The following is a 23,221-nucleotide window of genomic DNA, read 5'->3' as shown; positions in this document are numbered from 1 at the left end:
ACATGAATGACCTTAAGGTAAAAGAGAAGCTTCAGCAATTTTTTATTGAGGATATTGGTGAAGGAGATATTTCAACAAACACTATTTTTTCGGATGAGGATATTAGAACAGGCCATTTTATTGTAAAAGGTGAGGGTGTAATTTCAGGATTAAATATCATTAAGCTCGGCTATAAAATGCTGAATCCGAACGTTGATGTTCTATATCACTATCATGATGGGAATAGAGTTGACTATGGAACTTGCGTTGCCCAAGTAACAGGACCAGTAAAAACATTGCTCACTGGTGAACGTGTAATTCTAAACTTAATGCAGCGTATGAGTGGAATTGCAACATTCACAAGCAAAGCGGTTGAAACTTTAAATGACAGCCATACAAGAATTTGTGATACGAGAAAAACAACACCTGGTTTGCGAATTTTTGAAAAGTATGCCGTTCGTAGTGGAGGAGGATTTAATCATCGTTTTGGTTTATATGATGGTGTAATGATTAAGGACAACCATATTACAGCAGCAGGAAGTATTACTCAAGCTGTAAATAAAGCTAAAGCAAGCCTAGGCCACATGGTAAAAATTGAGGTTGAAGTTGAAACGGAGGAAGAAGTACGAGAAGCGGTTGAAGCAGGGGCTCATATTATTATGTTTGACAATTGCCCACCAGATGTGATGGAAAAATGGGTTCAATTAGTTCCAGAACATATTGTTACGGAGGCATCGGGTGGAATTCAAGTCAACAACTTGGCTCTTTACCGAAATGTAGGTGTGGATTATATTTCATTAGGTGCATTAACACATTCAGTATCGGCATTAGATATAAGCTTTAATTTAGAAGGAGGAAAAAAAGGATGAGCTTACAAGAATTATTAAATACCAATCAAATGCTTCCAGAAAAATATCGTGATATGACGACGGAAGAAATGGAAACTAGAATTCGTGAAATTAAGGCAGAATTAGGGAAACGTCTATTCATTCCAGGACACCATTATCAGAGAGATGAAGTCATTCAATTTGCTGACGTAACAGGAGATTCATTGCAGCTTGCTCAAATTTCCGCAAAAAATACTGAAGCTGATTTTGTAGTATTTTGTGGTGTACACTTTATGGCTGAAACAGCCGACATTTTAACAGATGAGCGTCAAATAGTTGTTTTGCCTGATATGCGTGCGGGCTGCTCGATGGCAGATATGGCTGATATTAACCAAACAGAAAAAGCATGGAAAGCATTAGAGAAAGATTTTGGAGATACAATCCTACCTTTAACGTATGTAAATAGTACAGCTGCGATTAAAGCGTTTTGTGGTCGTAATGGGGGAGCGACTGTCACTTCCTCTAATGCGAAAAAGATGGTTGAGTGGGCATTTACTCAAAAAGAACGAATTTTATTTTTGCCAGACCAACATTTAGGAAGAAATACGGCTTTTGATCTAGGAATTCCCCTTGAACAAATGGCAGTTTGGGACCCTATTATCGAAAGGTTAGAGTATGAAGGTGAACTTGAAGAAATAAAAGTAATTTTATGGAAGGGTCATTGTTCGGTTCATGAGAAATTTACAGTGGAGAATATTCGGGAACTGCGTGAATCAGACCCAGAGTTTCAAATTATTGTTCATCCAGAGTGTACTCATGAGGTGGTTCAATTAGCAGATGATGCAGGATCAACCCATTACATTATTGAAAAGCTAAAAGCTGCTCCAGCTAATAGTAAGTGGGCTGTTGGGACAGAAATGAACTTGGTTCGTCGCTTAGGTAATGTTCACACAGATAAAACAGTTATTTCATTAAACCCAAATATGTGTCCATGTTTAACGATGAACCGCATCGATCTGCCTCATTTATTATGGTCATTAGAATCAATAGTAGATGGGAATGCAATCAACCAGATTAAAGTTGGACCAGAAGTGGCCACAGACGCTTTACTTGCATTAGAGCGGATGTTACAACGTGCATAAGTAAGCATGAAGGAGATGAAGTAGGTCTCCTTCTTTTTTTTGAATACAATTCCAAATTGAAATGCTTAAGATGTTCATTGAATAATGCTCCCTTCAAAAAAACTCTACCAATTTTCGTAGTTATAGGACGAGTTAAGTAAGCATAGATTGACCTTAGAGTAATCATTTCGTCCATTATTCAAAAAGGAATGGAAACTAAGTTAAGGAGGGAGAACTATGAAAATTCATATTGTACAAAAAGGAGATACTTTATGGAAATTGGCAAAAAAGTACAATGTTGACTTTGAACAACTAAAAGCGGCAAATAACCACCTTTCGAATCCAGACATGATTATGCCAGGAATGAAAATTAAAATACCTACAGGGAGTGTGCCTGTAAAAAAAGAACAACCATACGATTCTCTCGTTGGTATGGCCAAAAAAGAAGCTCCCATCGTAAAGAAAGAAGCACCAGTCACACCACCAGTAAAAGAAAAACCAAAAGTGGCACCACAGCCACCAGAAAAACCAAAAGAAGTACCAATGCCAGAAATGCCGCCAATGATGATGCCAACGGCACCGCCACCACAGCCATTAACAGCAAAGCAAATGCAAGAATTTAACATGAACTTTAATATTTATAAACCACAACCTTATAAGGCACCAATGCCCAAAGTTCCGAAACCACCAGTTGCTCCAAAGGTGGAAAAACCTAAGGAAATGATTAAGCCAGAGATGCCAAAGAAACCACCAGTTATGCCAATAAAGGAGGCGCCACCAATGATGAAACCTCAAATGCAGCCTACTATGGCACCTATGGCCCCTATGGCCCCTATGCCACAAATGGTGCCATGTCCACCGTACTATCCAATTTCTCCAGTACAACCAGGTTGTGCTCCTTGTGGTGGAGGTTCTCCGATGCCATATCAACAAAATATGACACCATACTATGCACAAACAATGCCATACCAACCGCAGCAAATGGCACCACATCAAGCGATGCCGTATCAACAACCGCAGCAAATGGCACCACAGCAGGCGATGCCATATCAACAGCATCAAATGGCACCACAGCAGGCGATGCCGTATCAACCGCATCAAATGGCACCACAGCAGGCGATGCCGTATCAACCGCATCAAATGGCACCACAGCAGGCGATGCCGTATCAACCGCATCAAATGGCACCACAGCAGGCGATGCCGTATCAACCGCATCAAATGGCACCACAGCAGGCGATGCCGTATCAACCGCATCAAATGGCACCACATCAAGCGATGCCATTTCAACAACCGCATCAAATGGCACCACAACAAGCAATGCCGTATCAACAGTTTGGATCACAACAACAAGCAATCGAAGGAATGCAGGATTGGGGAGGAATGGCACCTTCGCAACCGATGTCACCAGGCATGATGCAAGGACCTAGTCAACCAATGAGTCCACAAATGCCGCATCAGTTTCAAGAATTTGATGACTTTGACGATTGATGAACAAATGAATGAGAGGAGACAACGTACTGTTGTCTCTTCTTTATATTGGCTTTAAAAACTAAAAAGCTGAATTAATTTAGATTTTTTAGATTTTTTAGATTTAAATGGATTTAAAATCTCCCCTTGTTTTTACTTCTTTTCCTACATATTAACAGACTAAAAAGGATCTTAAAATGCCACTATAAATGGTGAAAGGAGGTTATCAAATGCGAAAATTCGCGATTACAATTACTGCAGCAACAATGATTATAGGTGGTTTAGCTGGTTGTGGTGTCGATAATCAAGCAAGAGACATGGGTGGCGCAGGAGCGGCTAACCGAGAGATTGGATATACAATGGATGGCACTAGACAGGGTGCTGGAACAGGAGTAGGTGCAGCTGGCACTGGTGCTCATGGCGCTGTTGGTGCTGAAGGTGGAGTATTTGGACAAGGCCGTGGAGCAGGTGCACAAGGTCAAGCTGGAGCTGGTGGTGGCTTATTTGGTCAAGGAGCTGGAGCAGGCGGTGGAGCCGGAGCTGGTGGTGGCTGGTTTGGTGTTGGCAACCGCGGAGCAGGGGTAACTGGTCAAGGTGCCGCTGGTACAGGCGGACGTGGTGTAACAGGTGCGAGATGGACAGGCGAAGGGCCTATTACAGATATGTTTACACCAAACCATCGTACTGGCCGTCAAGGAATTACTGGATATGGTGTTGAACAACGTCAAGGCCGTGGCATTCGTGGTGGTCAATTGGGGGTTAATGATCGTGGTGCTGGCTTAAGAGGTACTGGTATCGGTGGAGCAGGTTTTTCTGAACGAGGAATGGCTGGTAGAACAGGAATGACTGGGGCAGGAACTGCTGTTCCACATGGAACATTAGATGATGGTCAACAAGGTGGAGTTGGTATTCAAGGAAGAGCAGGTACACGTGGAACTGGCATTGATGGTCAAGCGGGTACACGTGGTGGTGAAACTGGCATAACTGGTGGAAATCGTGAAGGTATGGTAGACCAACGTGGGGTATTACGTGGTCAAAACCGTACAATGAAAGGTCAAACTACTGCTAATTATCACAGCAACTATGATGGACAAACAGTGCAACAAATAGAGCGTACTGTTGAAAACATGGATGGTATTCGTAATTGTCGAGTAGTTATGCATGATGACGAAGTTGTAGTTGCTGTTGAACCAACTAAACAAGGTGCAAACCAAGCTAAATTAGAAGAAAAGGTTGAAAATAACATTGAAAACATGGTTCGTGGTAAGAACGTTCATGTTGTAACAGACAGAGATCAAGTAACACGAGTACGTACAATGGATGACCGTTTACGTGGAGGAGCAGCTTTTGATGAAATAGGAGCTACTTTTACAGAAATGGTTAGAGACTTAGGGCGTGCAGCTGGTCGACCATTTGAACGTACACGTAACTAGTATTACTTGAACAGGAGATAATATCTCCTGTTCAAATACATATGCTTTTCGTTTTATAGCATAAACAAAATCAAATATTTATATTCAAATTATTAGTATAATAAGGAGAAATAGCTAAATATTTGATACTAAAAGTCAAGCAAATTAGGATTCATTTATCAAGACCGGATAAAAGCATTTATTCATGGCCATGATAGAAAATGAATAATGCTTTTATTTTTTTATATGGTGGTGGTTATATGAAGGGCGGTCAAATCATCAAGAAAATTACAAAAAAACATATGGTTGTAGCTGTCCTGTTTTCATTAAGTGGTATTTTGCTTCTCGGCTTTCAGAGTGAAAATGAAAAATCATATTTGGCTCATGCCTCTAAATCAACTGTTTCTGTAATAAAGACTAATCAAAATAATGAAGTTGGTCCTAAAACAATTCAAGTTAAATTAGAACGAGTTTATTTAGATGGTGAGATAAGCGAAGAAATTGTTGAAGAGACAATTTGGTCCATGGAAGATTTTTGGGCATTTTACGATGACTGGTTACTAATCGATCAAAATGAACAAGAGGTTCATTTTATTCAAGAGATTGATGATATATCACCTTTACTTAAGATTAATGGTTATTTTGGGATTTCTGATGAAGGTGTGTTAAATATTTATGAAGGAAAACCAGATGAAAAAAGAATTATTCAATCTTTTTTTCAAATTAATACGAAGAAATTAAAAAGTCACCATGAAAGTGAACTAAAAAATGGCATTCCTGTTATGTCTCGTGAAAATTATCAAGAAGTTTTAAAAACATTTAAAAAGTATGCTATAACTGAAATGTAAGTAAAGGCGTGAAATCTTCACGTCTTTTTTGCGGTTGTACGCGGTAAAATTTATCCCGCAACAACTGGCAGTAATACCCCCACTTAAAGTCTTCGAAGAATCAAAGAAGGATAAGTTGGGGATAAACTGTCAGTACTAAATGAACACAGACTATATGCGCCAGTTCCTGTGGCAACGTCTGTGTGACCCACATCGTGTGGGCCTCAACTAACCATCAGTAGGGGGAAGAGGAAAACCCCTCACTGATGGAAGTTTCACTTTAGTTATTTTTGTCGACATATCCTGTGTACTAATAAGTGACTTATAACTTTACTTTATAGGTGCTCGTTTAAATATTCGTGTACTATATGAAAGGAAACAGATATGATAAAATAGAAATACATGTTCGTTTTTATACTATAAGAAAAATAAATTCTTTAAAGGGTGAAAATAAAGGTAAAACAGCGGTTTTCATTATTTTTGGAGAAACAGTATAAGTATTAATTTAGTTAGAAGGAGAGAGTTTTTTGTTTGATTTTATACATGGAAAAGTAGAATTTATTGATGTTCAATATATAGTTATTGAAGTTAGTGGAATAGGCTATCAAATCCATTGCCCCAATCCTTACATTTTTCAAAAAGAGTTAAACGATGAATGTAAAATTTATACATATCAACATGTGCGAGAAGATTTGATCCGTTTATATGGATTTAAAACAAGAAAAGAGAGACATTTATTTGAAAAGTTATTAAATGTTTCAGGTATTGGGCCAAAAGGAGCATTGGCGATATTAGCTTCTGGTCAGCCAGAACAATTGGTTAATGCAATTGAAGAAGAGGATGAAAAATTTCTAGTGAAATTTCCGGGTGTCGGTAAAAAAACGGCTCGACAAATTATATTGGACTTAAAAGGTAAATTAGATGAATTTGCCCCGAATTTATTCCAACAAGATATTTCGGAAGTTTTTAATAAAGCTAGTAAAAACAACTTATCCAAAGAGCTCGAGGAAGCTGTTGAAGCGTTAAAGGCACTTGGCTATGTTGATCGAGAAATCAATAAAATTGTTCCACAGTTAGCAAAAGAACAGACGACAACGGATCAATATATTAAAATGGCATTACAACTCATGTTGAAGCTCTAATAGATAAAACGGACAGGAGGAAAAAATCGTGGAAGAACGTATTATTTCTGCAAAAGCGCAGATTGAAGAAGACATGATTGAGGGCACTCTCCGTCCGCAACAATTTTCTCAGTATATCGGACAGGAGAAAGTTAAAGAAAATTTAAAAGTTTTTATAGAAGCAGCCAAAATGCGACAAGAGTGTCTAGATCATGTGCTATTATATGGACCTCCAGGACTTGGAAAAACAACACTTTCCGCCATTATCGCAAATGAAATGGGCGTTCAAATGAGAACCACTTCGGGACCTGCAATTGAACGACCAGGCGATTTAGCTGCTGTTCTAACAGCACTTGAACCTGGAGATGTACTTTTTATTGATGAAATTCACCGTTTAAACCGTGTTGTTGAAGAAGTATTGTATCCAGCGATGGAAGACTTTTGTATCGATATCGTCATTGGAAAAGGTTCAACAGCTAGGTCTGTTCGTCTTGATTTACCACCGTTTACACTAGTGGGGGCTACAACACGAGCGGGATTATTAACGGCCCCTTTACGAGATCGTTTTGGAGTGTTGTCAAGACTCGAATACTACAATGAAAAAGAACTGGCACAAATTGTCCTAAGAACGTCAGATATTTTAGAAGTAGAGGTTGGTGAAGATGCGGCATTAGAGATTGCGAGAAGGTCACGGGGGACACCGAGGATTGCCAATCGTTTATTAAGACGAGTGCGAGATTTTGCCCAAGTACAAGGAGATGGACAAATTACGGCACCTATAGCTCATCATGCGTTAGAACGACTTCAAGTAGACCGTTTAGGATTAGATCATATTGATCATAAATTATTAATGGGGATTATTGAAAAATTTCGTGGTGGTCCTGTTGGTATTGATACGATTGCTGCAACTATCGGTGAAGAACCTGATACGATTGAGGAAGTATATGAACCCTACTTACTTCAAATTGGTTTTTTACAAAGGACACCGCGTGGGCGGGTAGTAACGCCCTTAGTTTATGACCATTTTCATTTGGAGGTGCCAGAAGCTTGAGCAATATGCCTAAGCTATTAATCACAATTGGTATTATTTTAGTTGTAATTGGGGTCTTGTGGCAAGTAGGTGGAAGGATTATACCTTTAGGAAAGTTACCAGGAGATATTTTAATTAAAAAAGAAAATACAACATTTTACTTTCCAATTGTAACCTCGATAGTGTTAAGTGTAGTTATTTCACTGATTTTATTTATAATCGGTCGTTTTCGTTAGGTTGTACTTGTGTTTGAGTTTTCGTTTATGTATGCTAATAAAGATTGACATTTGATATTTTGAAAAGGAACGGTTGGAATGAATGTAAACGACTTTGATTTTTACTTACCAGAAGAACTAATCGCTCAAACTCCTTTGTTAGATCGTACAGCTTCTAAATTACTTGTATTAGACAAAGAAACAGGCAATATAAAAGATGACCACTTCTATGATATTGTTGATTATTTCAATGAAGGCGATTGTCTCGTATTAAATGATACGAGGGTTTTACCTGCTCGCTTATATGGGGTTAAGGAAGATACTGGTGCTAAAGTGGAATTACTTCTGCTGAAACAACTAGAAGGAGATACGTGGGAGACATTAGTGAAACCTGGAAAAAAAGTGAAGGAAGGTACGACTCTTCTTTTTGGAGATGGAAAACTTCGGGGAATTTGTAAAGAGAGCCTCGAACATGGTGGTAGGATTATTGAATTTATTTATGAAGGTATATTTCATGAGATATTAGATGCTCTAGGCGAAATGCCACTTCCACCATATATCAAAGAGCAACTTACTGACCAAGATCGCTATCAAACCGTATTTGCTAAACATCGCGGGTCTGCCGCTGCTCCAACTGCTGGTCTTCACTTTACAGATGATTTATTAGATAAACTGCGTCAAAAAGGTGTACATATCGCTTTTATTACACTACATGTTGGCTTAGGCACGTTTCGTCCTGTTAGTGTAGATAAAATTGAAGAGCATTCAATGCATGCAGAGTTTTATCAAATGACTGAAGGAACTGCTACGCTTCTTAACAAGGTTAAAGATCGAGACGGTAAGATTATTGCAGTAGGTACGACCTCAGCACGAACGTTAGAGACCATTGCAACTCAACATGATGGAAAGTTTCAACCAGCGTCGGGTTGGACCGATATTTTTATTTACCCAGGATATACTTTCCGAGGAATTGACTCATTAATTACAAACTTTCATTTACCTAAATCAACTTTAGTTATGCTTGTATCAGCGTTAGCAGGTAAAGAAAATATACTTTCAGCATATGAACATGCTGTCCGAAATCACTATCGTTTCTTTAGTTTCGGGGATGCAATGTTTATTAGAGAAGGGGGGCAACGTTAAGTGGCTGCCGTAACATATGAATTAATAAAAACTTGTAAACAGTCTGGGGCACGTCTAGGTAAAGTTCACACCCCACATGGCGTTATAGAAACACCCATCTTTATGCCCGTAGGTACGTTAGCAACAGTTAAAACGATGAGTCCTGGAGAATTAAAGGAAATCAACGCTCAAATCATCTTAAGTAATACATACCATCTGTGGTTAAGACCAGGTCATGATATAATAAAAGAAGCAGGTGGTTTACATAAGTTTATGAATTGGGATCGACCTATTTTAACAGACTCTGGTGGATTTCAGGTCTTTAGCTTAAGTGATTTGCGTAAGATAGTAGAAGAGGGAGTTCATTTCCGTAATCATTTAAGTGGCGAAAAGCTATTCTTGAGTCCTGAGGGTGCGATGGAAATTCAAAACGCATTAGGACCAGATATTATGATGGCGTTCGATGAATGTCCCCCGTATCCTGCTGAATATGATTATATGAAAAGTTCTGTAGAACGGACGAGCCGCTGGGCAGAGCGATGTTTAAAAGCTCATCAACGCCCTGGAGATCAAGCTTTATTTGGAATTGTTCAAGGTGGAGAGTATGAAGAGCTGCGTAAACAAAGTGCAGCCGATCTCGTTTCATTAGATTTTCCAGGGTATGCTATTGGTGGTTTATCTGTAGGTGAACCAAAGGATGTTATGAATCGTGTGTTAGAGTTTACGACACCGCTTTTACCAACGAATAAGCCAAGATATTTAATGGGAGTAGGGTCACCAGACGCTTTAATTGATGGAGCAATAAGAGGGATCGACATGTTTGACTGTGTGTTACCGACACGTATAGCTAGAAATGGAACATGTATGACAAGCACAGGACGTCTTGTTGTTCGTAATGCAAAGTACGCTCGAGACTTTAGACCATTAGATGAAAACTGTGATTGTCATGTTTGTCAAAATTACAGTCGTGCGTATATTCGTCACCTGGTAAAATGTGAAGAAACGTTCGGATTTCGACTTACCTCTTATCATAATCTCTATTTCTTGTTAAAATTAATGGAACAAGTGAGACAAGCTATTCGGGATGACCGTCTTCTTGATTTCAAAGAGGAGTTTTTTGAGCAATATGGTTTCAATAAGCCAAATGCGAAAAACTTTTAATTTGTAAAAAAAGTATATTTTATAAAGGGGGGAAATGAATATGGAAATGTTAGGCACTATTTTACCATTGCTATTGATGTTTGCAATCTTCTGGTTCTTACTAATTCGTCCACAGCAAAAACGTCAGAAAGCAATTCGTGAGATGCATTCAAATCTACAAAAAGGTGATAAAATTGTCACGATTGGTGGGTTACACGGTGTCATTGATGCCATCGATGAAGATATCGTCGTTGTTCTTGTAAATGATAATCGTAAACTTACATTTGACCGTAATGCAGTTCGTGAAGTAGTAAACCCTGATTGATGTACATAAAAGAGGCTCACTCTTTTTAGTGTTGCAACCATTAATACACAAATCCGTGTATTGGGTTGTCCCTACTAAAGAGTCAGCCTCTTTTTTCGTGCTATTTAAGGACTATTATGTATAAGAAAAGCTGTCCAATGGAAGAAGGCACTAAATGGGACAGCATGTCTTATACTTTTATTTTCCTAAATTTACGCCGATAATTCCTCCGAAAACTGAAGCCACTAAATAACCACCATGATATAAGTATTGCTCCATTGTAAATCCAGAATTGTACCCTAAGTACTGTATAAAAAACGTGATTGCTGTAAATAAAAGTGCAGTACCAGCTCCTACAATCCATCCCCTCTCTTTAGCTTTAACTCCTGATATTAAACCGCCAATGAATAGCGCTACAAAAGAAATAATCATAATAAACCAAGTAAAGGATGCTTCTGTTAATGAACTTAACGATAGTATTAAAGAAATAACAAAACTAAACGCTACTGCAATGACTAAAATACTTACTAAACCATAAAGCATTGATCCAAACATTCCACGATATACCAACGAAACCTCTCCTCTCGATTCTCATTTTATAGGTTATTACAGCTTATTCAGGCTTGGCCTAACGTAGAATAAACTTTTTTAAAATTCGAGAGATTTGTTCCTTGAAAAATTAACATGAATGGGACATCCCTAACATAGGATGGTAGAAATAAGAGGGAGAGGAATGTCAGCATGGAAGTGACCTTAGCCTTTATCATATTTATTATTAGCTACATATTTATCATCAGTGAAAAAATAAATCGGGCACTAGTGGCATGTCTCGGGGGAGTTGGGATGCTGTTCGTTGGCATCCTTGATTTAGATGCGGCATTCCTACACCATATCGATTGGCATACGATCTCGTTACTTTTAGCGATGATGATATTAGTATCAATAACGAGTCAGAGTGGTTTTTTTGAATATATTGCGCTACATGTGGCAAAGTACGTAAGTGGAAGACCAATTCCACTCCTTATTTTAATTTCGTTACTAACTGCGATAGGATCTGCTTTTCTTAATAATGTAACCATGGTCTTACTAGTTGTTCCCATTATTTTAACGTTAACGAAGCTTCTTAAATTAAATGCTGTTCCGTATTTGTTATCAATTATATTGGCTTCAAATATTGGGGGTACTGCTACATTAATTGGTGACCCACCAAACTTAATGATTGGTCAAGCTGTTGAGCATTTAACGTTTAATGATTTTCTAATCCATTTAGGACCCGTTGTCTTAATCATTTTTATTGTAGTTATGTTTGGTCTCGTTTATTATTATCGAAGCGCCTTACAGGTTTCAAAAGAAGATCAGTTGAAATTAACGAAAGTAAATCCTAAAGAGTATTTAAAAGACAAAGTACTTTTAATGAAATCTTTGTCCGTACTTACACTCACTACACTAGGGTTTATTATTCAACCGCTGTTGAATGTCGATATCACAAGTATCGCAATGGGTGGAGCTCTTCTGTTAATGTTATTAACTTATGAGCAGCAAGATGTTGAAGAGGTATTTAAGTCAGTTGAATGGGTTACATTGTTCTTTTTTATTGGACTATTTATGCTTGTTGGTGGAATTAAAGAAGTTGGTTTAATTGATGAAATTGCGAAATCCATTATTTATTATACGGAAGGGGATTTACCAAAAACAGCACTTTATATTTTGTGGGGATCAGGTATTTTGTCTGGGTTTGTAGATAATATTCCCTTTGTTGCTGCAATGATACCAGTTATTCTTGAATTTCAAAGCTATGGAATGACTAATTTGGATCCGCTATGGTGGGCGCTTGCGTTAGGCGCATGTTTAGGTGGAAATGCTACATTAATTGGAGCAACGGCAAATGTTATCGTTGCAGGTCTTGCTGTAAAAGCGAAACAATCTTTTAGCTATCTTGAATTTTTGAAAGTAGGAGCCCCTGTCGCGCTTGTTTCTTTTATAATATCCACCATCTATATTTATTTTCGATATTTAATTCATTTTTATTAATAATTTTCATGGACTTGTTGCCAAAAGCTTCATCTCATTTTCTCATGGTCTCATGCGAAAACTACAAGTAAGATTACTTACGAAAAGTTCGCTATTATAGAGACTGATTTACTTATAAAGGAATGAGCTGGAAGGAGGCGCGATCACATGGACTATTCAACAATTGTTTTAAGGACGATTTTTATCTATTTCATCATTCTCTTTGTTCTCCGTTTTATGGGAAAACGAGAAATTGGTCAGTTATCAGTCCTAGATTTTGTTGTTTCCATCATGATTGCTGAGTTGGCGGTTATTTCTATAGAAAATATTCGTGTACCTATGTTAAACACGATCGTTCCAATCGTCGTCCTTTCATTAATTCAAATCATATTTGCCTTCATTTCATTAAAAAGTGAAAAACTTCGGAAACTTGTAGATGGAAAGCCATCGGTTCTCATAAATCAAGGGAAAATAGATGAAGGAGAAATGCGAAAACAACGCTATAATTTCGATGATTTATTAACTCAACTGAGACAGAATAAAGTCAGTAAACTTTCTGATGTTGAGTTTGCAATTCTTGAACCGTCTGGTAAATTATCTGTTATTGAAAAAGACAAAGATCAGCCCAACAATCGGCAATCGAGATTACCACTTCCGCTAATATTAGATGGAAAAGTGAATGAAGATCATCTCGAACAAATTGAAAAAACTCCATTATGGTTAAGACAACAATTGCGAAAACTCGGGTATCGGGATGTAAAAAAAATCTCCTATTGTGCTTTACACGATGATGATACTTTCTTTATAGATTTAAAAGATGAAAAATAATGGTACTCCCACTTACGAGTTAGGTGGGAGTTTTAATAAATAAAAGTATTCCTTCATTTTAGTACATTCGTACAAGCATTAGGCTTCTTTCTGTAATAGGATGCAGTAATGACAGAGAGGAGGCTAAAAATGACAAATTATTATCAACTATGTTGTGACCATCGCGGGAAAGTTGTAACCATTTATGATAAAGGTGGCCGTCAATTCTATGGCCGCATTGTTAATGTCGATCATCAATATGTTTATATTGAAACAAGACAACGCTCGACTTCATTAGGTGGATTTAGTTATGGTTATTACGGTGGTGGCTATTATCCATATAGATATGGGCATGGCTTCGGATATGGAATCGTTCCGGTCGCACTAGCAGCGATTGGTGGATTTATTTTAGGCAGCGCCATATTCTGGTGGTAAAATAAGTGCCAGGTACCTTTAACAATGAGTTAAGGTGCCTGGCACTTGTTGTTATGCTTTAGTAAATGGGGCTACCCACTTACCGATTACTGGAATACGAATGACTTCGTCTTTTTTAATTAGACCGAATACAATTAAAAGGATACCGTAAAATATCCCAACGATGCTAATGGAAAGTATGGTTTTCCCAAATAGTCCCATTGATAAGAATGCATGTTCATATAATAGAAAACCAATGAAGGCAGTAGCTACCATGGAGATGATTGCTTTTCCAACTTCTCTTACATGTAATGTAAAGCTAATCGTTTTTACAACAGAAGCAAAGTGTAACATTGTAACTAGTACCATTCCGATGACAATCGCTAATGCTGCTCCCATAATCCCCAGTTCAGGACGAGTGGCAAGTGCGAAAATGGCAGCTGTTTTAATGACGGCGCCAAACAAACTATTCATCATCGCTGCTTTTGCTAAATTTAACGCTTGAAGAGTAGCTTGCAAAGGCCCTTGAAAATAGAGAAATATACTAAATGGCGCCATAATCTGAAGATATACAGCAGTGGTTGGAGCATTGTACATTAATGACATAATAGGTTCTGCAAATATATAAAGAATAACAACCGATATCCCACCTGAAATGAGGGCGAGCCTTAATGCTTGATCTAAGCGGTGATTAATTAACCGATATTGTTTTTGTGCTGCAGCTTCACTGATCGCAGGTACAAGTGAAACAGATAAAGAATAAGTAATAAAAGTTGGAAGTAAGAGTAGTGGGATAACAAACCCAGCAAGTTCACCGTATTGCTTTGTGGCAACGACGGTCGCTACCCCAGCAATTGCTAAGCTTTGAGCAACAACAATTGGTTCAAAGAAAAAGGCAATGGACCCGATAAGTCTACTCCCTGTTGTAGGTAATGCAATGCTCATTAGTTCTTTAAATGTCATTTTTCCTTCACGTAAGTAATTTAAAAAACCTTTGCGAATACGCATTCTTTTTTTCATTTTAAACATGAAAAGCATGAAAATAAGGGATGCGAGTTCTCCGATTACAACTGAGATCATGGCTCCTGCAGCTGCATATTCGACTCCATACGGTAAAAAGGCACTAGTCATAACGGCTACGAGTGTAATCCGAACAACTTGTTCAATTACTTGAGAGTAGGCGGTCGGGCGCATATTTTGCCGACCTTGAAAGTAGCCTCTTAAAACACTAGACAACGCAACAATTGGAACAATCGGTGCAATAGCAATTAACGGGAGATAGGCCCGTTCATCTGTTAATAATGTTTTAGCAATGATAGGAGCAAAAGCAATCATCGCTACTGTAAAAACCCCACTTAATAAACCTGTTGAAGCTAAAGAAACGACAAGAATTCTCTTTATTTTTTTACGATCTTTTTTCGCTTCTGCTTCTGCAACTAGCTTCGATATGGCCACAGGTAACCCTAATTGGGTAATCGTAATAACAAGTAAAAGTGTCGGTACGGCCATACTATATAGGCCGACTCCTTCAGCTCCCATAATTCTAGCGACAACGATCTTATTTATAAATCCCAATATTCGAGTAATAAGTCCAGCTAATATTAAAATAACGGTACCTTGTATAAAGGTTTGTTTTGACATGGCAAGAGCCCCTACTTTCCTAATATTGATCTATGTCTTCACTAATTTATATGCAAGGAAGGTGGTCAAGCATGACAAGTTGTTATACGAAAATAAAGGGTAAAAATAAATTGACATCGAGGTTAGAAAGTGAGAAGATGACTTTTGATTTAGATTGCATCATAAAGAGAACAAGCTTTACATAACATTGAATAATATCTTTTTTGTTAAAGGGGCTTCAGTATGTTTGAGTGGAAAAATGTATTTCGCGGTATGATGATAGGATTATCTGATCTCGTTCCAGGAGTAAGTGGCGGAACAATAGCTGTTATCTTAGGGATATATGATCGTTTGATTACAGCCATTAGTGGTTTTTTTAGTCGAAAATGGAAAGAACAGCTTGGCTTTATAGTTCCGTTAGCCATCGGCGCAGTACTAGCTATTTTTCTTTTGAGTCATCTCATAAAATGGTTACTTGAATATTATCCGCAGCCGACGTACTTCTTTTTTCTTGGTTTAATTGGTGGAATCATTCCTTACTTGTTTAATAAAATAGATTACAAGAATTCATTTAGTGCAATACATTATATCGTTTTACTGATATCGGGTATTGCGATTGCTTCAACAGCCTTTTTTGTAGAAAGAGAAAGTCAAGTTCTAATTGAAACGGTAACAGTATCTACAGGAGCAGTGTTCTTTTTCTCAGGATGGATTGCAAGTATGGCGATGTTACTACCTGGGATTAGTGGGTCGTTTGTTCTGTTACTAATCGGTGTTTATCATTCTGTCATTCATGCCGTAGCGGAATTAAACTTTGCGGTTATATTACTTGTAGGCGCTGGAGTAGGCGTCGGATTAATCGTAAGTAGCAAAATCATTCGCTTTTTACTTAAAACAATTCCTGTCTTAACGTATGCATTTATTATTGGTATGGTCATAGGCTCTGTCGTTGTTATTTTTCCTGGAATTGAAAATAATATCGTATTACTTGTTTTAAGTATCCTAACGTTTATCGTAGGTTTCTTTGTAGCTACATTCTTTGGAAGAATGGAACTTAGTCAAAATGAAAAACCGTCCTAAAATGGGCGGTTTTTTTTCTAGAGTTTTTATTTCTAAGAGGAATAAAAAGATAAAGAATGATATGGACTATCGTCATCCTTCGAGAGTAATCTTGTTTTTCTAATACTAATAGTTTTTTAACTTGGAAAAGGTTTATAATGGAAAGAAAGGGGAAGGAGTGTTGGATAAAATGATACAACAATTTGATGTTTGGAAAGAGGATGTATTACCAGCTCTACAAAGTAAAGTCGAAGAATTTCATATGTTAGATTATCACCAAGCAACGCTTGAACATATATGGAATAGTGTGATTTACAAGTTACGGAAAAAGAAGAACTATATCCATTTGCATGAGTTTGTTAATGTAATCTTAACGTTACGTGCCCCAGAGTATATGAATTGGTTAACAGTTGAAAATTATAACGCTACGGACTGGTTTGCTAATGAAGGAGTAATAGAAGGAATCGTTGGCGAGAATAACTAAACGTTCTAAATAGAGGAGTATTTTGAAGGAAAGCTCTTTCGTAGCTCAAATTGTGAATATCGTTGGGAAAAGGTAAAAAAATTTCACAGTCTCGGTTAATCGGTCGTATTTTTGCTGCGGATTGAACGTTATCATAGTAGTAAATTGACATGGAAAAAGTTTCATCGCTATAATTGAACTATTGCTTATTTATGGACGTTGTATTAGTTAAGGAGGAAATTCGTACTATGGTGAAAAAAGGTCGTATTTTTGCTTTTTTTCTCATTGTAATTATTCTTGGTGGTTTAATAAGTACGACCATTACGGGAATTGCAAAGGAAATTAAGTTAGGTTTGGATCTTCAAGGTGGGTTTGAAATCCTGTATCAAGTAAAACCTGCTAATGAAGGAGATATTATTAATGAAGAAGCGCTAAACGCAACAGTAAGTGCCCTAAATCAACGGGTTAACGTTTTAGGCGTCTCTGAACCATACATAACGATTGAAGGAGAGGACCGAGTTCGGGTTCAGCTAGCTGGTGTAGAAGACCAGCAAACCGCAAGAGATTTACTTGCTACTGAGGCTCAGTTAACGTTCCGTGATGTCGATGATGTCGTTAAACTCGATGGAGCCGATCTTCAAGAAGGTGGCGCAAGAGTAACATTTAATGAAGCGAATCAACCCGAAGTTGCAGTTACACTTAAAGATGCGAATCTCTTTGGTGATGTAACGCGTGAAATCCTAGATCGAATGCCTCAAGGTGAAAACCTTTTAGTCATTTGGCTAGATTATGAAGAGGGAGATAGCTTTTTTGAGGAAGCGCAAAAAGAAGCACCAAAATTTTTATCAGCACCAACAGTAAGACAAGTATTAAATACAACAAATGTCGTTATCCAAGGAAGCTTTACAATTGAAGAAGCGACATTTTTAGCTGAAGTATTAAATGCTGGAGCACTTCCTGTTCAGCTAGAAGAGATTTATTCTAATTCTGTCGGTGCTTCGCTCGGTGAACAGGCGATGAAAAATACAATTTTTGCTGGATTTATTGGGGTTGCGCTTATTTTCCTATATATGTTAATTTTTTACCGTTTTATGGGGACAATTGCAGTTATTACATTATCGGTATACATTTTCCTTGTATTAGTGATATTTAACTGGATGAATGCGGTGTTAACGTTACCAGGAATTGCTGCCCTTATTCTCGGTGTCGGAATGGCGGTAGATGCCAATATTATCACCTATGAACGGATAAAAGAAGAAATACGTTCAGGTAAGTCCATAATGTCTGCATTTAAAGCTGGAAGCCGACGTTCACTATCAACGATTTTAGATGCGAATATTACAACAATCTTAGCGGCGAGTGTTCTTTTCTATTATGGTACAAGCTCTGTTCAAGGGTTTGCGATCATGTTAATTGTCAGCATTTTAACGAGTTTCATTACAGCAGTCTATGGTTCTAGATTATTATTAGGACTATGGGTTAATAGCCGCATTTTTAATAAAAAGCCTCGTTTCTTTGGTGTAAAGGAGAGTGAGATTAGTGAGCTTTAATTTCCATGACCGAACGATTGACTTTGTAAAGCACCGTAAGAAGTTTTTCATCTTTTCTTTGGTCGCGGCTCTCATCGGGGTAATCTTACTTTCAACAGTTGGTCTTAACCTTGGAATTGATTTTGAAAGTGGCTCAAGAGTTGAAGTGTCCACAAATGAAACAGTAACACCAGAACAAATTCTTGCTGATTTTGCTAGTATTGGAGAGGGATATACACCTGATGATATTACGATGGCTGGAGAGCAAAATGATCTCGTTCATGCACGTTTCATCGGGGTACTTGACGCCAATGAAATTGCTGAAATTCAAATATTTTTCAACGAAAAGTATGGAGCAGAACCAAATGTAAGTACCGTTTCGCCAATGGTTGGTGAAGAATTGGCACGAAATGCTTTAATCTCAGTATTTATTGCATCGATTGGAATTGTTATTTACGTTGCGATCCGTTTCGAATGGTTATATGGTGTCGCGGCTGTTGTTGCGCTATTTCATGATGCATTCTTTATTATCGCGGTATTTAGTGTCGTACAGTTCGAAGTTAACGTTCCATTTATTGCGGCAGTCCTAACAATAGTCGGTTATTCCATCAATGATACGATCGTTACCTTTGACCGAATTCGTGAAAACATGAAAAATGCGAAACGTATAAAATCATACGATGATCTCGCGCATATCGTGAATGTCAGTTTAACGCAAACGTTAGCGAGATCAATCAATACAGTAATGACGGTTGTTTTAGCAGCTGCTGCTATTTTTATATTTGGTGGTGAAGCCATTCGTTCCTTTGCATTTGCTTTAGTTGTTGGATTAGTCGCAGGAACTTACTCTTCAATTTTCTTAGCGGCCCAGTTATGGCTTGTATGGAAAACTAAACAACTAGAACGAAAAAAATTCAAAAGTCAGCCGAAAGCAGATGAAGTTTAAATACATAAGGTCATGGTGCATACCATGGCCTTTTTGTTGGTATAATTTACTTATGTGCATTTTTTGCAATCACTAGGAAGTTCTAAGTATTATTGGATGCTAATACGATATAGGAGAAGGTGAAAGTATGGATGAAGATATTCGCTATCAAAAGGTTAAGATGGGCGCATGGGTTGGAATTATCGGCAATATCGTGTTAGCCGTTCTTAAAGGTGTTATCGGTTTTATCGCAAACAGCCGTGCTTTAATTGCAGATGCTGTTCACTCTGCTTCTGATGTCGTAGGTTCTGTCGCAGTATTGATTGGGGTTAGGGCTGCTAAAATGCCCCCTGACCGCGACCACCCATACGGACATGGAAAAGCAGAATCGATTGCGGCCATTATTGTGGCAGTACTTCTTTTGCTTGTAGGGGTTGAAATTGCTATTGATGCCTTTAAGGCTTTTTTTGAGCCGGTAGTTGTTCCAAAGGTGATAGCTATATATGCTGTTATTTTTTCGATCATTGTGAAGGAAATCATGTTTCGATATAAGTATCATTTGGGTAAAAAGTATAGAAGTGAAGCGTTAATGACAGATGCGTGGCATCACCGTTCTGACGTTTTTTCTTCAATTGCAGCTTTGCTTGGGATTGGTGGGTCTATATTAGGAGGGGCAATTGGTATTCCATGGCTCGTATATGGCGACCCGGTGGCAGGGTTATTTGTTTCAATATTAATTGTAAAGATGGCATGGAAGTTAGGGAGTCAATCGATTCATAATACACTAGATCATGTCCTTCATGATGAAGATACTGTTGAGATGAAAGAGGCAGTTGCATCGGTCGAAGGCGTATTAAATGTTGATGAATTTCTAGCAAGAGAACACGGTCACTATGTTATCATTGATTTAAAGATTGCCGTTAACCCTGAAATATCGGTGAAAGACGGGCATGCGATCGGCAAAGCTGTAAAGAGGAAGCTCATTGAAATCGACCATGTTCACGATGTATTGGTACATATTAACCCATATGAAAAAAAGTGAGGAGGTGTCCGTAGGTGCGAGGGCAATGGGGATTAATTTTAGGCATTATAGCTGCTCTTGTTATTGCTATCTTTGCGGTTATCAACGTAGATGCTGTGCGGGTCAATTATTTATTCGGCACGGCGGAATGGCCGTTGATTTTAGTCATTATTGGTTCGGTATTAATGGGCGGAATTATAGTTGGCGCAGTAGGTATGGTCAGAGTTTATCAGTTACAACAGGAAATTAAACGTCTAAAACAAGAGAAATCACAGAAAGACAGATCAACAGTAACAAAAGATAAAGAATTACTGGAAAAGAATGAAAAGAAAGAAACCTCCAAGCCATCACAAGGAAAGGAAAAGTAGTAGTAATAAAAAGAAAACTACCATATTCTTATTCATTGCCCCTCTATGACCCCTCTTGTATAATAAGTAGGTCAAGGGGTGTTTTTTATGCTTAAATCAAATAAACGATGGAAGTTAGCACAGCTAGAACAAGATAAAGTAAATCTATTAATGGAAGAGTTAAATTTATCACCAATTGTTGCAAAGCTCCTCGTTCTTCGAGGAATTGATACTGTTCAAGCTGCCACACGTTTTTTATATAAAGAAGAAGTATCGTTTTATGATCCATTCTTATTAGATGGTATGAAAGAAGCGGTTGATCGAATTAAGGAAGCCATTGTAAAAAACGAAAAAATCTTAATTTACGGGGACTATGATGCAGATGGAGTAAGTAGCACATCCGTAATGATCTACTTAATGAAAGAACTAGGAGCAAACTTTAACTATTATATACCGAACCGGTTTACTGAAGGGTATGGCCCAAATGAGGCTGCATTTCGCCAAGCAAAGGTAGACGGGTATGATTTAATCGTTACCGTCGATACAGGAATATCAGCTGTTCATGAAGCTGAGGTTGCTAAAGAAATTGGGATTGACTTAATTATTACCGATCATCATGAGGCTCCTCCTCATTTACCAGATGCTTATGCGATTGTAAATCCTAAAAAACCTGGATGTACCTATCCATTTAAAGGATTAGCAGGAGTTGGGGTTGCATTTAAATTAGCGCATGCATTACTTGAAGAAGTACCCTCTCATTTATTAGATATTGTCGCGATCGGAACAATTGCTGACCTTGTACCTTTAGTTGATGAAAATCGTCTTCTTGCGAAAAAAGGAATTGAAGCCTTACAGCGAACAACAAAACCAGGGTTAAGAGCGATTAAGAAAATCGCTGGGATTGATGGTCAGACTGTCAATGCCGAACATGTTGGGTTTGCTATTGGACCTCGAATTAATGCTGCAGGACGTCTAGACTCAGCGGATCCAGCTGTTGAGTTATTAACGACCGATGATGAAATGGTGGGTAAAGAAATTGCCGAAGAAATAGACCAGTTAAATAAAGAAAGAAAAGCAATTGTCGATGAAATGGCTAAAGAAGCGATTGCCCAAGTAGAAACGCAATTTCCACCATCGGATAACCGAGTATTGATCGTTGGAAAAGAAGGTTGGAATCCTGGAGTTATTGGGATCGTAGCTTCAAGGTTAGTTGAAAAATTTTATCGGCCAACAATCGTTCTGAGTCTTGATCGAGAAAAAGGAGTTGCCAAAGGCTCAGCTAGAAGTATTGAAGGATTTGATATGTTTGTAAATCTCTCAGAAAGTAGAGATATCTTACCGCATTTTGGTGGCCATCCAATGGCTGCAGGTCTCACTATGCAAATTGAACATGTCGAGGAGTTAAGAAATAGATTAAATTCTCAAGCGGATCGACTACTGACAGAAGAAGATTTTATACCAATAACAAACGTTGATCTCGTAGCCACTTTAGATGAAATTTCGTTAGACGTTATTAATCAATTAGAAGAACTCGCTCCATACGGTGTAAGTAATCCTGTACCTAAGGTCATGATTGAAGAGGTAAACATCGCACAAATTCGTCGAATAGGAACAGATGAAAATCATTTAAAGGTCCTTTTTGAACACGAAGGAACGACATTAGATGGAATTGGCTTTCAACTTGGTTACCTTCATCCCGAAATTAACCAAGCAGCGAAAATTTCAGCTGTAGGTACAATTTCGGTGAATGAATGGAACGGTCATTGTAAGCCACAAATTTTTCTTGAGGATATTCAAGTGAATGAATGGCAATTGTTTGACTGGCGAAATGCAAAGAAACTACTCGATAATATTCAATCCTTACCATTACAAAAACGGACATTAATTGCATTTCAACGTTCTACAGTGGACAAGCTAGGATTAGAAACGATAAAAGATGAAATATGTGTTCATTCTTTTGATCTTGTCGATTTAGAGGGTAAATATATTATTTTATTGGATTTACCGAATTCCGTTAAGCAATTACAAGAATTACTTTCAATGAAAGAAGGAACTCCCGAGCGAATTTATTCTGTTTTTTATCAAGAAGATTCGAATTTTTTCACCACGCTTCCGAAAAGAGAACATTTTAAATGGTATTATGCATTTCTAACGAAAAAAGGTGCATTTGATATTAAAAAGTACGGCCAACAATTAGCGACACATAAAGGCTGGTCCAAAAACACAGTCGATTTTATGACAAAGGTGTTTTTTGAATTAGATTTTGTTACAATAAACAATGGTATTATTAGCCTGCATCCTACCCCTTCAAAAAAAGGACTCGACGAATCTGAAACGTATCAACGAATGACAGAACAGTCAAAGCTAGAGCAACAGTTTCTATATTCGTCTTATTACGAATTGAAGCTCTGGTTCGATCAAGTGATAGAACAGGCAAGAAAAGTTAAGGAGTCGGTATAAC

General features: G+C 37.9%; 23 protein-coding genes. 21 read left to right on the top strand and 2 right to left on the bottom strand.

The features are described from left to right. Positions 1–2: 2 nt before the first annotated feature. From nadC to yajC, 11 genes are all read left to right on the top strand, one after another. Positions 3–848, top strand: coding sequence for a carboxylating nicotinate-nucleotide diphosphorylase (nadC, locus tag BK574_RS13680; protein ID WP_078428986.1), 846 nt, complete (start codon positions 3–5; stop codon positions 846–848). After that, positions 845–1,948, top strand: coding sequence for a quinolinate synthase NadA (gene nadA / locus BK574_RS13675; RefSeq protein ID WP_078428985.1), 1,104 nt, complete (start codon positions 845–847; stop codon positions 1,946–1,948). Before nadC ends, nadA begins: the two co-directional genes overlap by 4 nt. A gap of 216 nt (positions 1,949–2,164) precedes the next feature. Beyond that, the gene (locus tag BK574_RS13670) at positions 2,165–3,415 is read left to right on the top strand and encodes a LysM peptidoglycan-binding domain-containing protein (RefSeq protein WP_078428984.1); all 1,251 of its coding nucleotides are present in this window, start codon (positions 2,165–2,167) and stop codon (positions 3,413–3,415) included. 209 nt (positions 3,416–3,624) lie between these two features. Next, on the top strand, positions 3,625–4,827 hold the full coding sequence (locus BK574_RS13665) for a YhcN/YlaJ family sporulation lipoprotein (protein ID WP_158211655.1): 1,203 nt from the start codon (positions 3,625–3,627) through the stop codon (positions 4,825–4,827). A 200-nt stretch (positions 4,828–5,027) separates the two neighbouring features. Then, on the top strand, positions 5,028–5,654 hold the full coding sequence (locus BK574_RS13660; RefSeq protein ID WP_238457573.1) for a BofC C-terminal domain-containing protein: 627 nt from the start codon (positions 5,028–5,030) through the stop codon (positions 5,652–5,654). Between the two features lie 506 nt (positions 5,655–6,160). Then, positions 6,161–6,775: a Holliday junction branch migration protein RuvA gene (ruvA, locus tag BK574_RS13655; RefSeq protein WP_075387601.1), complete on the top strand. Its 615-nt coding sequence runs from the start codon at positions 6,161–6,163 to the stop codon at positions 6,773–6,775. Positions 6,776–6,803: 28 nt separating this feature from the next. After that, on the top strand, positions 6,804–7,805 hold the full coding sequence (ruvB, locus tag BK574_RS13650) for a Holliday junction branch migration DNA helicase RuvB (RefSeq protein ID WP_078428982.1): 1,002 nt from the start codon (positions 6,804–6,806) through the stop codon (positions 7,803–7,805). Between the two features lie 5 nt (positions 7,806–7,810). Continuing rightward, positions 7,811–8,020, top strand: a complete 210-nt coding sequence (locus tag BK574_RS13645) for a DUF2905 domain-containing protein (RefSeq protein WP_075387620.1) — start codon at positions 7,811–7,813, stop codon at positions 8,018–8,020. A 78-nt stretch (positions 8,021–8,098) separates the two neighbouring features. Beyond that, entirely contained in the window at positions 8,099–9,142 is a 1,044-nt protein-coding gene (queA, locus tag BK574_RS13640; protein WP_075387603.1) for a tRNA preQ1(34) S-adenosylmethionine ribosyltransferase-isomerase QueA, read from the top strand. Further along, complete coding sequence (gene tgt / locus BK574_RS13635; protein WP_075387604.1) at positions 9,143–10,282, top strand: tRNA guanosine(34) transglycosylase Tgt; 1,140 nt, start codon at positions 9,143–9,145, stop codon at positions 10,280–10,282. A 40-nt stretch (positions 10,283–10,322) separates the two neighbouring features. Continuing rightward, a complete protein-coding gene (yajC, locus tag BK574_RS13630; protein ID WP_075387605.1) occupies positions 10,323–10,586 on the top strand; it encodes a preprotein translocase subunit YajC in 264 nt (87 codons plus the stop codon). A gap of 177 nt (positions 10,587–10,763) precedes the next feature. Here the strand turns inward: yajC and BK574_RS13625 are convergent, their stop codons facing one another. Beyond that, positions 10,764–11,135 (bottom strand): TIGR04086 family membrane protein, encoded by a 372-nt coding sequence (locus tag BK574_RS13625; protein WP_338020596.1) that lies wholly within the window; start codon positions 11,133–11,135, stop codon positions 10,764–10,766. Positions 11,136–11,306: 171 nt separating this feature from the next. Between BK574_RS13625 and BK574_RS13620 the strand changes: the two genes are divergently transcribed. From BK574_RS13620 to BK574_RS13610, 3 genes are all read left to right on the top strand, one after another. Next, the gene (locus BK574_RS13620; protein WP_078428981.1) at positions 11,307–12,596 is read left to right on the top strand and encodes an ArsB/NhaD family transporter; all 1,290 of its coding nucleotides are present in this window, start codon (positions 11,307–11,309) and stop codon (positions 12,594–12,596) included. A 147-nt stretch (positions 12,597–12,743) separates the two neighbouring features. Beyond that, positions 12,744–13,403: a DUF421 domain-containing protein gene (locus BK574_RS13615; RefSeq protein WP_075387607.1), complete on the top strand. Its 660-nt coding sequence runs from the start codon at positions 12,744–12,746 to the stop codon at positions 13,401–13,403. Positions 13,404–13,532: 129 nt separating this feature from the next. Then, the gene (locus BK574_RS13610; protein WP_078428980.1) at positions 13,533–13,817 is read left to right on the top strand and encodes a hypothetical protein; all 285 of its coding nucleotides are present in this window, start codon (positions 13,533–13,535) and stop codon (positions 13,815–13,817) included. 51 nt (positions 13,818–13,868) lie between these two features. Here the strand turns inward: BK574_RS13610 and spoVB are convergent, their stop codons facing one another. After that, the gene (spoVB, locus tag BK574_RS13605; protein ID WP_078428979.1) at positions 13,869–15,437 is read right to left on the bottom strand and encodes a stage V sporulation protein B; all 1,569 of its coding nucleotides are present in this window, start codon (positions 15,435–15,437) and stop codon (positions 13,869–13,871) included. Positions 15,438–15,659: 222 nt separating this feature from the next. Here spoVB and BK574_RS13600 point away from each other — a divergent pair, with 222 nt between their 5' ends. From BK574_RS13600 to recJ, 7 genes are all read left to right on the top strand, one after another. Next, entirely contained in the window at positions 15,660–16,496 is an 837-nt protein-coding gene (locus tag BK574_RS13600) for a DUF368 domain-containing protein (RefSeq protein ID WP_078428978.1), read from the top strand. Between the two features lie 169 nt (positions 16,497–16,665). Beyond that, entirely contained in the window at positions 16,666–16,959 is a 294-nt protein-coding gene (locus BK574_RS13595; protein ID WP_078430863.1) for a post-transcriptional regulator, read from the top strand. 227 nt (positions 16,960–17,186) lie between these two features. Beyond that, positions 17,187–18,488 carry a protein translocase subunit SecD gene (gene secD, locus BK574_RS27900; RefSeq protein ID WP_142247966.1) on the top strand — a complete coding sequence of 434 codons (1,302 nt, stop codon included), beginning with the start codon at positions 17,187–17,189 and terminating at the stop codon, positions 18,486–18,488. After that, on the top strand, positions 18,478–19,413 hold the full coding sequence (secF, locus tag BK574_RS27895) for a protein translocase subunit SecF (protein WP_139313948.1): 936 nt from the start codon (positions 18,478–18,480) through the stop codon (positions 19,411–19,413). The genes secD and secF overlap by 11 nt, the downstream gene beginning before the upstream one ends. Before the next feature lie 127 nt (positions 19,414–19,540). Beyond that, on the top strand, positions 19,541–20,434 hold the full coding sequence (locus tag BK574_RS13585) for a cation diffusion facilitator family transporter (RefSeq protein ID WP_075389136.1): 894 nt from the start codon (positions 19,541–19,543) through the stop codon (positions 20,432–20,434). A 14-nt stretch (positions 20,435–20,448) separates the two neighbouring features. Continuing rightward, positions 20,449–20,781 carry a LapA family protein gene (locus BK574_RS13580; protein ID WP_078428977.1) on the top strand — a complete coding sequence of 111 codons (333 nt, stop codon included), beginning with the start codon at positions 20,449–20,451 and terminating at the stop codon, positions 20,779–20,781. Positions 20,782–20,868: 87 nt separating this feature from the next. After that, positions 20,869–23,220, top strand: coding sequence for a single-stranded-DNA-specific exonuclease RecJ (recJ, locus tag BK574_RS13575; protein ID WP_078428976.1), 2,352 nt, complete (start codon positions 20,869–20,871; stop codon positions 23,218–23,220). Position 23,221 lies beyond the last annotated feature (1 nt).

Source organism: Alkalihalobacterium alkalinitrilicum (assembly GCF_002019605.1).
Taxonomy (GTDB): domain Bacteria; phylum Bacillota; class Bacilli; order Bacillales; family Bacillaceae_F; genus Alkalihalobacterium; species Alkalihalobacterium alkalinitrilicum.
This window is presented reverse-complemented; position numbering and strand designations above follow the sequence as displayed.

Excerpts from the sequence above, each read along its gene's own strand:
- BK574_RS13585 (WP_075389136.1), top strand. The coding sequence starts at position 19,541 with ATGGATGAAGATATTCGCTATCAAAAGGTTAAGATGGGCGCATGGGTT.
- BK574_RS13620 (WP_078428981.1), top strand. The coding sequence starts at position 11,307 with ATGGAAGTGACCTTAGCCTTTATCATATTTATTATTAGCTACATATTT.
- BK574_RS13615 (WP_075387607.1), top strand. The coding sequence starts at position 12,744 with ATGGACTATTCAACAATTGTTTTAAGGACGATTTTTATCTATTTCATC.
- BK574_RS13665 (WP_158211655.1), top strand. The coding sequence starts at position 3,625 with ATGCGAAAATTCGCGATTACAATTACTGCAGCAACAATGATTATAGGT.
- BK574_RS13610 (WP_078428980.1), top strand. The coding sequence starts at position 13,533 with ATGACAAATTATTATCAACTATGTTGTGACCATCGCGGGAAAGTTGTA.
- nadA (WP_078428985.1), top strand. The coding sequence starts at position 845 with ATGAGCTTACAAGAATTATTAAATACCAATCAAATGCTTCCAGAAAAA.
- BK574_RS13600 (WP_078428978.1), top strand. The coding sequence starts at position 15,660 with ATGTTTGAGTGGAAAAATGTATTTCGCGGTATGATGATAGGATTATCT.
- BK574_RS13670 (WP_078428984.1), top strand. The coding sequence starts at position 2,165 with ATGAAAATTCATATTGTACAAAAAGGAGATACTTTATGGAAATTGGCA.
- BK574_RS13595 (WP_078430863.1), top strand. The coding sequence starts at position 16,666 with ATGATACAACAATTTGATGTTTGGAAAGAGGATGTATTACCAGCTCTA.
- secD (WP_142247966.1), top strand. The coding sequence starts at position 17,187 with ATGGTGAAAAAAGGTCGTATTTTTGCTTTTTTTCTCATTGTAATTATT.
- BK574_RS13660 (WP_238457573.1), top strand. The coding sequence starts at position 5,028 with ATGAATAATGCTTTTATTTTTTTATATGGTGGTGGTTATATGAAGGGC.
- recJ (WP_078428976.1), top strand. The coding sequence starts at position 20,869 with ATGCTTAAATCAAATAAACGATGGAAGTTAGCACAGCTAGAACAAGAT.
- queA (WP_075387603.1), top strand. The coding sequence starts at position 8,099 with ATGAATGTAAACGACTTTGATTTTTACTTACCAGAAGAACTAATCGCT.
- spoVB (WP_078428979.1), bottom strand. The coding sequence starts at position 15,437 with ATGTCAAAACAAACCTTTATACAAGGTACCGTTATTTTAATATTAGCT.
- yajC (WP_075387605.1), top strand. The coding sequence starts at position 10,323 with ATGGAAATGTTAGGCACTATTTTACCATTGCTATTGATGTTTGCAATC.
- BK574_RS13645 (WP_075387620.1), top strand. The coding sequence starts at position 7,811 with ATGCCTAAGCTATTAATCACAATTGGTATTATTTTAGTTGTAATTGGG.
- nadC (WP_078428986.1), top strand. The coding sequence starts at position 3 with ATGAATGACCTTAAGGTAAAAGAGAAGCTTCAGCAATTTTTTATTGAG.